We start from the raw sequence: 11,001 nt of genomic DNA, 5'->3' as shown, positions 1-11,001 counted from the left end.
CGCGCGACGGTGAAATCGCGCCATGTGCTTTGCAGGACGGGTTGCACCCCGATCGACGCGCGCGCCTGCCAGCCTGCGATCGCCGCCGCGGCGATGGTGCCGTCGGGCTCGGCATCAAGCCCGTCCAGCAATGATGCCGTAACCGCCATGTCGTTGACGGCGCCAAGCTGCTCCTGCAAGCCGGAGAGCCTTCGCGAGAATTTTCGCGTGGATTTGCGGTCTGCGAACAGCGGCAGCAGAAACTCGCTGAGATAGCGCAGCCGCTTGGTCGCGAGCCGCAGGCGGTGCAACTGTTCGGCGGAAAGCGACTTGAAGCGGCGGCCGCGCTTGAGCACCTTGGCGTATTGCGCCGATAGGATGCGTGCCGCGAAGTCGGCCGCGGGTTCGGCGAGCTGGCCGAGATCCTCGGTGGCGACGTCGTTGCGCCAGCCCCGCGCCTCGATCCAGTTGCCGAGGCCGAGCAGGAACATGGCGCAGCGGCGATCTTCGAGGGCGCCATGCGCCTTGCGATAGGCGTCGGACTGGCGCCCGGCCGCAGCCAGGCCCAGTGCATCGAAGCCCGCGACCGACGGACAGGCTGTTGCGATCTTCGGCAAGGTATCGAGCCGGAACACATCCCAGTCGCGCGCGGCGGAGAGCTCTTGCGCCAGCCATCTGGCTTCCAACCGCAGCGCATCGAGATTGCTGAGCGCGCCGACCGACCCCATCAGATCCAACGCCGATCGAAGCCGGCGCAGCGAGACGCGCAGCTGATGGATTCCTTCCGGATTGCGGCCATCCTCGGCCGCCGGCAGCGACTGAAGCAAATGGAGGAAGCAGGAACGCAGGATTGTCGCGAACGCCTCGTCCAATGTCACCGACGGATCGAGACGAAGTTTTCGCGGACGCCGCGCCGAGGGTGGCTTGTCGGCGGCAAGATCGAAGCCGCGTGCCGATTTGGAGCGAATGGACGGCTTTACGTCGCCGTGCTCCGCGAGCCGCAGCGCGATCTCGTAGACCGCGCTCGCGCTGCCGCTCTTGAGCTCCAGCTCGATCTCGCTCACCGGCAGTGAACGGTCGCCGGCCGTCAACTCACCCTGGTCGAAGGCGATCTCGACCGTGCCTGACGGCAGTTCGATCGGCCGCGCATGGCGATGGACATCGGCAGTGAAGACCGATTCGAGCGGCTGCGCTTCCAGGTTGCCGCGAAGCTTCTCGGGAATGAACGGCATTGCCAAACCGAGATCGGGCGCAAGCGACAGTACCCTCATCTCCCACTCACCACGGCGGAGCGGATCGTCCACCGCATCGGTCTTCACGGTCTGCACGAAGCGCGCGCCGCTCTGACGAACGCGCAAGCTCAAGCCGTGGCGACGCAACGTCCGCTCCGGCGTGTCGTAATAGACGGACTTGAGATGTTTGCGCGCGCCCTTGTTGCGCGCGTTCATCGCGATCACAGGCGCGGCCTTGAAATGCGCCATGCGATCGGCATCGACGAAAAGCTTGAGCTCGATCTCACCGGCACCATGCGCGGCAGCGCTCGACCGCAGTGGTTCCGTTGCCGGTTCCGCGTCTTGCAATGGCGTCTGATCGATCACAGGTTCCGCGACGAGTTCGGCCGGCTCACGCTGCCTGAAGAAGCCAGCAACGACTTGCGTTCTCTTGTTTTCCCTTGCAACAGGATTTCCATCCCGCGCGCTCGGAGCCTTGCGAACCGGCGTTGCGTCTGACTTCAGCATTTACGGTAACATGACAGTTCGATGACAGAGCGCCATCCTATAGCCGGTGTGGCTCGCGAGGAATAGTCACGTGACGTCGCAGCGCCCTACCGTCCACACGAGGCTGGGAGCGCACAATCCAGCTTGACCACAGGAACTAAATTGCCGCTGGGCACAGCAAGCGATCGAGTTGACTGCGAATCCCGCCCTTCTCGAAACCGAGATGAACGCGTCAGCGAGCTTGACTCATGCCAACCTTCCCGCAATCGGTGGCGATGGCGTCGAGCGCGCTGCCCTGTCCCTCCGGCCGTTGCTTCATCGGCTAGCGGCACAGGCAATCACAAGGAGTTGGCATGACGTCGTTCCGTCCCGTCATCGCGTTGTCCAGGGGCCTCGAAGTCCTTCGGGTGATCAATCAGGAACGGCAGTCGACCGTCGGCTCGCTGCACAAGGCGACGGGGCTGAACAAGTCAACGATCGTCCGCATGCTCGAGACGCTGGAACATGAAGGTTATGTGGTACGTCGTACCGAGCCGGCCAGCTACGCGCCGACGGGACGGGCGCTGCTGCTCAGCGCAGGCTATGATGAGCCGACCTGGATTGGCGGCATCGCCGAACCCATCCTGAACAAATTCCGCAAGCAGATCCATTGGCCGTCAGACATCGCGGTGCTCGATCAGGAGTCCATGGTCATCGCCCACACGACGCGCGTCGATGGATCGCTGCTGTTCAGCCGCCCGCCGGGTTTTCGCTTTCCCGTCCTCGGCACCTCGATGGGACGCGCCTATCTCGCCTTCTGCGAACCCGCCGAGCAGGAGCGCATTGCCGCACGGCTGGCCCTTGGTCCGGAGCCCTGGAACGATCTGGCGCGCAATCCCGGCAGACTTGCCAAAGTGCTGCGCACGATCCGTAGCGCGGGGTTCGCAGTCATGGACGAGCCCTACAGCCGCCGCGTCTTCGGGGGCGCAGTGTGGGCGATCGGCGTACCCGTCGTTTTGCGGAATCGCCTGTTCGGCAGCATGAACGTGATGATGCTTCGCGAGGCGGTCGGTCTGGAGGACGGTGTGCGGCGCTTCGTACCGCCGATGAAGAAGGTCGCTTCCGCACTTGCCGAGGCGCTCGGTGCCAAGCTTGCTGCGCCGGGTTCTCCTGCAGGTCGGCGATGATCATTTCACACAGTGAAACGATATTTTGATTTCTTGACCCCCCTTCCTGCCCGTGTGACACCTCGTTGCGGCGGCTGCCTGCTGCCCAATGACACAGGGAAAAGGGGAGGCCGAAGTGCGGACATCCGCGAGAATTTGGGCTGCCGCGATGGCATGCCTGACGATGGCCGCTTCTGAAACGGCTTTGGCCGAAGCCTGGCCGACCCGGGCAATCAGGATCGTCGTCTCCACGCCGGCAGGCGGCATCACCGATGCCTTCGCCCGCGCCTATGGCGACTATATCTCGCAGAAGCTTGGCCAGCCGGTCATTGTCGAAAACAAAACCGGAGCCAGCGGTGCGCTGGCGGCACAGTCGGTGAAGGATTCCCCGGCCGACGGCTACACGCTGATGTACACGATCTCGTCCACCTTGCTCGGTAACCGGCTGTTGTTGAAATCGCTGGCCTATGATCCGGACAAGGATTTCACGATCGTCGCGATGACGCCTTCGGGGCATCTGCCGCTGGTGGTCCATTCCGCCACCAATGCAAAGACGATCGAAGAGTTCGTCGCGTACGCACGTGGCAACAAGGTCACGGCCGGCTCGTACGGCATCGGCTCGTTCGCACATATTGCGATCGCCGAGCTCAACCGGCAATTCGGTCTCGACATTTCCATCGTGCATTACCGCGGCGAAGCGCCGATGTGGCAGGATCTGGCCGCGGGGGTGATCCAGGCGGCCGTCGGCAGCTATCAGGCTGCGCTACCGGTGCTCGATACCGGCATCGGCCGCCCGATTGCCGTGCCGACACCAGTGCGCATGAAGAAGCTGCCCGAAACCAAGACATTTGCCGAGCAAGGGGTCACGGGCAATGTCTTCCAGCTCATCAGTTTTACCGCGCTGGTGGCGCCCGCTGCGATGCCGGCAGACCGGATCGACATGCTCGCCAAGTTGATGGTCGAAGGCGGCAAGACGGAGCGCGTGCAGAAGCTGCTCGATGCCTTCGGCGTCGACCAGCCGGCCATGGATCGCGCATCCTCGATTGCGCTCTACGAAAAGGAAGGGCCGATCTGGCTCGAGTCGATCAAGACTCTCGGATTAGAGCCGCAATAGCCGCCGTCGCGCCCAGCCGGGTGCGGACGCGCCTCGTTGAGCTCAGACCCCGAGCACGTCCGCGAGTCGCAACTCGTCAGCGGCGGGATCCTTCAGAAACAGCTCGGCCTCGATCTCGTTCAGATGCGACAACATCTGCGCGCGCGCGGCCTCCCTGTCGCATTTGCGGATCGCGGAGACGATTCCGGCGTGATGATCGGTGCCGCAGGCCGGCGTGTCGTGCCGGCGGTAGAGCAGGATGATCAGCGAGGACCGCGCGATCAGCTCCTTGAGAAAACCAAGATAGATGCTGTGGCCACTCATCTCGGCGACGAGTCGATGGAAGTCGCCGGAGAGGCGGACCGAAGCACGCGCATCGCCACGCAGCTCCGCCTCGCGCTCCTCGGCAAGATGCCGCTGGAGACGCCCGATCCAGGCCGGCGACACCGCGTCAACGGCGTGATCGACGATTGTCGGCTCGATCAGGCGGCGCGCCTCGAACACTTCGCGGGCGTCCGCAGGCGTCGGCCGCGCGACGAAGGCGCCGCGGTTCTTCTCGATGTTGACGATGCCCTCGTGCGCGAGCTGTTGCAGCGCGGTGCGAACCAGCGTTCGGCTTGCTCCGTAGATCTCGCCGATCTCGTCCTCGCCGAGTTTCGTGCCGGGCAACAGGCGATGCTCGAGGATCGCCGCAGTCACACCTTCCCGGATGCGGCTGACGCGATCGCTCGCATCTGGCGCGTCGGAGTTCGGTCGGGACTTGACGGCCATGGGGGTGAGGACTCGATCGTCGACGAGGGCGTTGAATCCTAATCGACCAGCTGTATCCAATCACAGGCGAAACTTTATACAATCCGCGCCTGTTTTGTGTGCACGCAACTGCGAAGGCAGCGAACCGCCCAAGCCCGTGGGATTCGATCTAACGATCTGACTCCGCTGCACTGTTTTGGAATTCGGCCGGCCGAGAACGATTCAAGCGCGATTGGCATGGACCTTGCGGAGAGAGGCGCAGCATCGCCCTCGCCCCGGACACGCCATGGCCACTCCCGCCGCCCTCGAACTGGTCGCCGTCACCAAGCGCTACGACACGACGCTGGCGGTCGACACCGTCAATCTGAAAATCCCGGCCGGCACTTATTGTTGCCTGCTCGGCCCCTCCGGCTGCGGCAAGACCTCGACCTTGCGCATGATCGCCGGCCACGAGGCCGTCAGCGAAGGCGACATCATCCTGGGTCCGCAGAACGTCACGGATCTCGAACCCGCCAAGCGCGGCACGGCGATGATGTTCCAGTCCTACGCGCTGTTTCCGCACCTCACCGTGCTCGACAACGTGGCGTTTGCCCTGAAAATGCGCGGCATCGACCGGGCGACGCGGCACAAGCGCGCCGGCGAGTTGCTCGAGCTGGTGGCGATGACGCCCTATGCGGCCCGCCTCCCCGCACAGCTGTCCGGCGGCCAGCAGCAGCGCGTCGCGCTCGCCCGCGCGCTGATCACGGAGCCGCAGATCCTGTTGCTCGACGAGCCGCTCTCGGCGCTCGATCCGTTCCTGCGGGTGAAGATGCGGGGCGAATTGAAGCGGCTGCAGCGCGAGCTCGGCATCAGCTTCGTTCAGGTCACGCACGGCCAGGAAGAGGCGATGGCGCTGGCCGACCACATCGTGGTGATGAACCAGGGCAGGATCGAACAGCAGGGAAGCGCCCGCGACATCTTCCATCACCCCCGCACCGAATTCGTGGCGCGCTTCATCGGCGGTCACAACGTCCTCAGCGACGCAGGCAAACTCATCGCCGTGCGCGCCGATCAGCTCGGCATCGCGCCGTTCACTGACGGCGCCTTCGGCGCGCCCGCGCTACTGACCCAGACCGAGTACCAAGGCTCCTACATCGCCGTCTCGCTCACGCTCGACGACGGGACCGCCCTGTTTTCCCACCTTCCCGAGGCCGCCTTCGACGTCCACCAGTTCCGGCCGGGCGATCGCGTGCTGGCCATCTGGGATCCCGCCAAGGCGCAACGTCTGCAATAGCGCCGATCAATCACCGGAATGCGCAACAGAGGAGTGAGTGATATGACCGAAACGACCAGGAAGAAGGGCCTTAGCCGCCGCACGCTACTGAAGAGCACCGCGGGTCTCGCCGGACTTGCCGCGGGCTCCGGCGCCATCACAGGCTTTCCCTATGTAATGTCGGCCGAGCCGAAGGTGCTGCGCTATCTCGGCACCGCAGTGAACGAGGGTGACGAGATCTCCAAGCAGTGCCTGAAGGACACCGGCATCAAGATCGAATATATCACCGCGACCACCGACGACGTCACCAAGCGCGTGATGACCCAGCCGAATTCCTTCGACGTGCTGGACACCGAATATTTCGCGCTAAAGAAGATCGTGCCGTCGGGCAACATCCTTGCCCTCGACGCGAGGAAGATCAAGGAATTCGACAACATCACGCCGGTCTTCACCAAGGGCGTCACGCCCGGCGGCAAGAAGATCGGCGGCCAGGGCACCGCACCCTGGAAGGTGCTCTATCTCGAAGGCAAGGACTCCAAGAAGTTCGCGACGTCTGCCACCGAGTTCGTCACGCTGATCCCGACCGTCTACAACGCCGACACGCTCGGCATTCGCCCCGATATCATCAAGCGTCCGATCAGCTCGTGGGCCGAGCTGCTCAACCCCGAGTTCAAGGGCAAGGCCTCGATCCTCAACATCCCCTCGATCGGCATCATGGATGCCGCGATGGTCGTGGAAGCCACCGGCAAGTACAAATATGCCGACAAGGGCAACATGACCAAGGAAGAGATCGATCTCACCATGAAGGTGATGACCGAGGCCAAGAAGGCGGGCCAGTTCCGCGCCTTCTGGAAAGACTTCAACGAGAGCGTCAACCTGATGGCCTCGGGCGAGACCGTGATCCAGTCGATGTGGTCGCCGGCGGTGACGAAGGTCCGCTCGATGGGGATTGCCTGCACCTTCCAGCCGCTCAAGGAAGGCTATCGCTCCTGGGCCTCCGGCTTCTGCGTCTCCAAGGGCGTCTCGGGTGCGAAGCTCGAATGGGCCTATGAGTTCGTCAACTGGTTCCTGTCCGGCTATGCCGGCGCCTATCTCAACCGCCAGGGCTACTACTCGGCCGTGCTCTCCACCGCGAAGGCGCATATGGAGCCTTACGAGTGGGCCTATTGGATGGAAGGCAAGGCGGCCGAGAAGGACATCAAGGCGCCCGACGGCTCGCTGCTCGAGAAGGCTGGCGCCGTGCGCGACGGCGGCTCCTACGAGGACCGCATGGGCGGCGTCGCGTGCTGGAACGCCGTGATGGACGAGAACGACTACATGGTCCGCAAGTGGAACGAGTTCATCGCGGCGTAATCTGATGGACACGTCGGAGGACATTTTGCAACAGGCATCTCCGGACCTGGTCCGGGGATCGGAGACGGCGCGCCGCAACAAAGCGGCGCGGCTGTCACCCTCCTTCATCTCCTGGCTCCAGGCCGGGCCGATGATGCTGGTGTTCCTCGCCTTCTTCCTGATCCCGCTCGTCTTCGTCGTCATCGTCTCGTTCTGGGACTACAACGAATACCAGTTGCTGCCGGCCTTCTCGGGCCGCGGCTACACCGACACGTTCGAGGGCTGCATCGCGCAGCTCCCCGATCTCTGCACGATCGCCAAGACTTATCTGAAGACGCTGAAGCTTTGTTTCATCGTGTGGGTCATCACACTCTTCATCGGCTTCTGGGTCGCCTACTTCCTCGCCTTTCACGTCAAGTCGAAAACTTGGCAGATGGGACTGTCGCTGCTCTGCACGATCCCGTTCTGGACCTCCAACGTGATCCGCATGATCGCCTGGATTCCGCTGCTCGGGCGCAATGGCCTTGTCAACTCAGGCTTGGTGAAGACGGGGCTGATCAACCATCCCGTTGAATGGCTGCTGTTCTCCGAATTCTCCGTGGTGCTGGCGCTGGTGCACCTCTTCACCTTCTTCATGGTGGTGCCGATCTTCAACTCAATGGTTCGCATCGACAAATCGCTGATCGAGGCCGCCTATGACGCCGGGGCGACCGGTTTCCAGACGCTCGTCAACGTCATCATTCCCCTGGCAAAACCCGGCATCGTGATCGGCTCGATCTTCGTCATCACCATCGTGATGGGCGACTTCATCACCATCGGCGTGATGGGCGGGCAGCAGATCGCGGCCGCCGGCAAGATCATCGAGACGCGGGTGAATGCGCTGCAATTCCCGGCAGCAGCGGCCAATGCCGTGATCCTGCTCGTCATCACGTTCCTGATCATCACCATGATGTCGCGTATCGTCGACATCAAGAAGGAGCTCTAGAGCATGAAGGAAGGACGCCCGCGCTCTTTCTACGTGCTCGCGATCTTCTTCGCGGCCTACACGCTGTTCCTCTACGGCCCGATGATCGCGATCTATGTGCTGTCGTTCCAGGGACCGCAGGGCGGCCTCACCTTCCCGATGAACGGTGTATCGACTTTCTGGATCGCAAAATTGTTCCAGGGCACCGGCATCGTCGATCTCGGCGCCGCCTTCCGCCGTTCGCTGCTGCTTGGCATTATCGTGATGATCGTCACCGTCGTGCTGTCGGTCGCAGCGGGCATGGCGTTTCGCCGCAAGTTCAAGGCGCAAAGCATCCTGTTCTACTCCGCGATCGCGAGCCTCATCGTGCCCTCGATCATCACCTCGCTCGGCATCTCGCTTGAATTCCGCATCATCGACGATCTGATCAAGGCGCATTGGAACGAGAGTTTCGAGACCTCGATGGGTCTGCTCACCTCGGGCCTCGGTGCACATCTGACCTGGACGCTGCCGTTCGGCCTTCTCATCATGTTCGCGATCTTCAATCGCTTCGATCCCAGGCTCGAGGAAGCCGCGCGCGATCTCGGTGCGACACCGTGGCAGGCGTTCCGCCATGTCGTGCTGCCGATCATCCTGCCCTCCGTGATCGGCATTGGACTGTTCGGCTTCACACTGTCCTGGGACGAACTCGCGCGTTCCAGCCAGGCGATCGGGGCGGTGAACACGCTGCCTCTCGATCTCCAGGGACTCACCACCACCGTGACGAACCCCGACATCTATGCGCTCGGCACCGTGATCTCGGCCGTCTCGTTCACGGTGATCGCGCTTGCGCTTGGCACCATCCACATGCTCAACAAGCGACAGGCGGCCAAAGGCTCGGACGCCGGCAAAGGGCTTGTCTGAGAAGGGGCTTGTCTGATCCGATGCGGCTTCACGTCGTCAATCCCAACACCACTGCGTCCATGACGGTGAAGATCGCCGCTGCCGCGCGCGCGGTCGCCCTGCCCGACACCGTGATCGATGCGCGCCAGCCCACGATGGGCCCGGTCTCGATCGAGGGATTTTACGACGAGGCGTTCGCGGTGCCGGGCATGCTCGGCTGCATCCGCGAGGCCGACCGCGACGGCGCGGATGCGCATGTCATCGCCTGCTTCGACGACACCGGCCTCGACGCCGCGCGCGCTGCGGCAAGGGCACCAGTGATCGGCATTGGCGAGGCCGGCTTCCACATGGCGAGCCTGATTGCCGCGCGCTTCGCCGTGGTGACGACGCTCGGTGTCTCCATCGTGCCGATCGAGCATAATTTGCGGAAATACGGCCTCGCCGAACGCTGCGCGCGCGTCCGCGCCGCCGAGGTGCCGGTGCTCGCGCTCGAGGAGCGCAACACCGATGCGCTCGCAAAAATCTCTACGGAAATCACGGCCGCGATCCGCGACGATCGCGCAGAGGCCATCGTGCTCGGTTGCGCCGGCATGGCCGATCTCGCCAATGAACTCGCCGCCACGCACAGCCTGCCCGTGATCGACGGCGTCGCCGCCGCGGTGACCTTGGCAGAATCACTGGTGCGACTGGGACTGAAGACCTCCCGGCTCGGGCCCTACGCGGCGCCGCGCTCGAAGACCTATTCCGGTCCGTTTTCGCTGTTTCAGCCCTGATCTCTGCCTCTGACGGGGGCACGGATGCCCTAAGGCATCCTGATTGTTGGTTTTTTTGCTCTTAGCCTCTTTTTGGTCCCATTCCTTGCCGACACGTAACGCTTTCGGGACGCCCCGGTAACCTCAGGTTGCCGGTCTTCGCCACTCACCAAGTTTCAATTTGGGTTTTGTCAGCGATGATCGATCTCGCAGAGGACACGCGGTCCCATCCCCTCCTTCGCCTTGGCGCCCAGCCTATCGCGCTGACCGCCGCCGCGCTCCTGCTCCTGATCGCGGGGGTGACCTCGATCGCGATCTGGCGTGCCTATACCGGTGCGGCCCCTGAGACCGACCGGGTGGTGGCGTCGCGGCAGCTGCAGGCTCGCACCGCACAGGCATCCGAGCAGCTGGTCGAGAAGACCAAGGGGCTGGAGGCAACCCAGCAGGAATCGATTGACCAGCTCCAGGTCGTGCAAGACCAGCTCCAGAGTGTGAAGCGCTTGCTCGCATTCCAGCAGGCCGACACCAAGCGTCTGTCCGAGCAGGTCACGACACTCAACGAGTCCATCGATGGCCTGCGGCAATCCTTTGCCAGCGCCCGGGCGAGCGAGGCGGAGACTCCCTCAGTTACCCGCAGGAAACCTGCACGGCATCGTGTCCATGCCAGTGCACGCAAGCGCTCGCGCGGCTGAGCAGCCGGCGCCGCCACCCTTAAATTTTTGGACTTGTGAACTGGATCACATTCGCCCGTGTGATTCCAAGCGATGCTCGCCGTTACCGGATGGCGTGAGCCGATTTCAATGTCCGGGGCTGGCAAGGTCGTTGACGGTATATTGCGTCAACGGCCTTGTTTTTTGACGGGTACCGCCGCCTATTCGCAGACATCCACGGGGCGGACGCGCCAGCCCGATGGCGTCATGACGCGCTTCCGCACAACGTAGCAGCCGCCATAACCGCCATCATCGTATCCGGTACCATATCAATATGGATTGCCGTAATACGGTTGGACGTAGCCGTAATACCCGCCGTAGTAACCTGCGCCGGCGATACCGGCACCGATGGCGACGCCTGGCCAGAAGCCACCGCCATGCCAGTGGCCGCCATGACCCCAGCCGCCACCATGGCCCCAGCCAC

General features: G+C 63.3%; 11 protein-coding genes and 1 pseudogene. 9 read left to right on the top strand and 3 right to left on the bottom strand.

The window, feature by feature from the left end; all coding sequences use genetic code 11:
- A partial coding sequence (locus IVB32_RS16335) for a CYTH and CHAD domain-containing protein (protein WP_247410741.1) occupies positions 1-1,460 on the bottom strand: 1,460 nt, incomplete at its 3' end.
- Between IVB32_RS16335 and IVB32_RS16330 the strand changes: the two genes are divergently transcribed.
- From IVB32_RS16330 to IVB32_RS16320, 3 genes are all read left to right on the top strand, one after another.
- Entirely contained in the window at positions 1,452-1,709 is a 258-nt protein-coding gene (locus IVB32_RS16330; protein ID WP_018455344.1) for a hypothetical protein, read from the top strand. The two genes, IVB32_RS16335 and IVB32_RS16330, sit on opposite strands and share 9 nt — an antisense overlap.
- A 341-nt stretch (positions 1,710-2,050) precedes the next feature.
- Complete coding sequence (locus IVB32_RS16325; protein ID WP_247371649.1) at positions 2,051-2,863, top strand: helix-turn-helix domain-containing protein; 813 nt, start codon at positions 2,051-2,053, stop codon at positions 2,861-2,863.
- Positions 2,864-3,026: 163 nt separating this feature from the next.
- Positions 3,027-3,956 carry a tripartite tricarboxylate transporter substrate binding protein gene (locus IVB32_RS16320; protein WP_247299768.1) on the top strand — a complete coding sequence of 310 codons (930 nt, stop codon included), beginning with the start codon at positions 3,027-3,029 and terminating at the stop codon, positions 3,954-3,956.
- Between the two features lie 42 nt (positions 3,957-3,998).
- Here the strand turns inward: IVB32_RS16320 and IVB32_RS16315 are convergent, their stop codons facing one another.
- The gene (locus tag IVB32_RS16315) at positions 3,999-4,706 is read right to left on the bottom strand and encodes a GntR family transcriptional regulator (protein WP_085396146.1); all 708 of its coding nucleotides are present in this window, start codon (positions 4,704-4,706) and stop codon (positions 3,999-4,001) included.
- 265 nt (positions 4,707-4,971) lie between these two features.
- Here IVB32_RS16315 and IVB32_RS16310 point away from each other — a divergent pair, with 265 nt between their 5' ends.
- From IVB32_RS16310 to IVB32_RS16285, 6 genes are all read left to right on the top strand, one after another.
- Entirely contained in the window at positions 4,972-5,958 is a 987-nt protein-coding gene (locus tag IVB32_RS16310) for an ABC transporter ATP-binding protein (RefSeq protein WP_085396144.1), read from the top strand.
- 42 nt (positions 5,959-6,000) lie between these two features.
- Positions 6,001-7,290, top strand: a complete 1,290-nt coding sequence (locus tag IVB32_RS16305; protein WP_007602563.1) for a PotD/PotF family extracellular solute-binding protein — start codon at positions 6,001-6,003, stop codon at positions 7,288-7,290.
- A 4-nt stretch (positions 7,291-7,294) separates the two neighbouring features.
- A complete protein-coding gene (locus IVB32_RS16300; RefSeq protein ID WP_247371645.1) occupies positions 7,295-8,254 on the top strand; it encodes an ABC transporter permease in 960 nt (319 codons plus the stop codon).
- Positions 8,255-8,257: 3 nt separating this feature from the next.
- On the top strand, positions 8,258-9,136 hold the full coding sequence (locus IVB32_RS16295; RefSeq protein WP_085351118.1) for an ABC transporter permease: 879 nt from the start codon (positions 8,258-8,260) through the stop codon (positions 9,134-9,136).
- 20 nt (positions 9,137-9,156) lie between these two features.
- The gene (locus tag IVB32_RS16290; protein WP_085361723.1) at positions 9,157-9,888 is read left to right on the top strand and encodes an aspartate/glutamate racemase family protein; all 732 of its coding nucleotides are present in this window, start codon (positions 9,157-9,159) and stop codon (positions 9,886-9,888) included.
- 176 nt (positions 9,889-10,064) lie between these two features.
- Entirely contained in the window at positions 10,065-10,559 is a 495-nt protein-coding gene (locus IVB32_RS16285) for a hypothetical protein (protein WP_085351116.1), read from the top strand.
- 179 nt (positions 10,560-10,738) lie between these two features.
- Here the strand turns inward: IVB32_RS16285 and IVB32_RS16280 are convergent.
- Positions 10,739-11,001, bottom strand: a pseudogene (locus IVB32_RS16280) (hypothetical protein); the annotation flags it as partial.

It is taken from the genome of Bradyrhizobium sp. 23 (genome assembly GCF_023073295.1).
Lineage (GTDB): Bacteria > Pseudomonadota > Alphaproteobacteria > Rhizobiales > Xanthobacteraceae > Bradyrhizobium > Bradyrhizobium canariense_D.
The sequence above is the reverse complement of the archived record's forward strand: the minus strand, read 5'-3'. Positions and strand labels throughout refer to the sequence as shown.

What these genes read in the sequence shown, in the direction of transcription:
- IVB32_RS16330 (WP_018455344.1), top strand. Translation starts at nt 1,452, where the DNA reads ATGCGCCATGCGATCGGCATCGACGAAAAGCTTGAGCTCGATCTCACC.
- IVB32_RS16325 (WP_247371649.1), top strand. Translation starts at nt 2,051, where the DNA reads ATGACGTCGTTCCGTCCCGTCATCGCGTTGTCCAGGGGCCTCGAAGTC.
- IVB32_RS16320 (WP_247299768.1), top strand. Translation starts at nt 3,027, where the DNA reads ATGGCCGCTTCTGAAACGGCTTTGGCCGAAGCCTGGCCGACCCGGGCA.
- IVB32_RS16315 (WP_085396146.1), bottom strand. Translation starts at nt 4,706, where the DNA reads ATGGCCGTCAAGTCCCGACCGAACTCCGACGCGCCAGATGCGAGCGAT.
- IVB32_RS16310 (WP_085396144.1), top strand. Translation starts at nt 4,972, where the DNA reads ATGGCCACTCCCGCCGCCCTCGAACTGGTCGCCGTCACCAAGCGCTAC.
- IVB32_RS16305 (WP_007602563.1), top strand. Translation starts at nt 6,001, where the DNA reads ATGACCGAAACGACCAGGAAGAAGGGCCTTAGCCGCCGCACGCTACTG.
- IVB32_RS16300 (WP_247371645.1), top strand. Translation starts at nt 7,295, where the DNA reads ATGGACACGTCGGAGGACATTTTGCAACAGGCATCTCCGGACCTGGTC.
- IVB32_RS16295 (WP_085351118.1), top strand. Translation starts at nt 8,258, where the DNA reads ATGAAGGAAGGACGCCCGCGCTCTTTCTACGTGCTCGCGATCTTCTTC.
- IVB32_RS16290 (WP_085361723.1), top strand. Translation starts at nt 9,157, where the DNA reads ATGCGGCTTCACGTCGTCAATCCCAACACCACTGCGTCCATGACGGTG.
- IVB32_RS16285 (WP_085351116.1), top strand. Translation starts at nt 10,065, where the DNA reads ATGATCGATCTCGCAGAGGACACGCGGTCCCATCCCCTCCTTCGCCTT.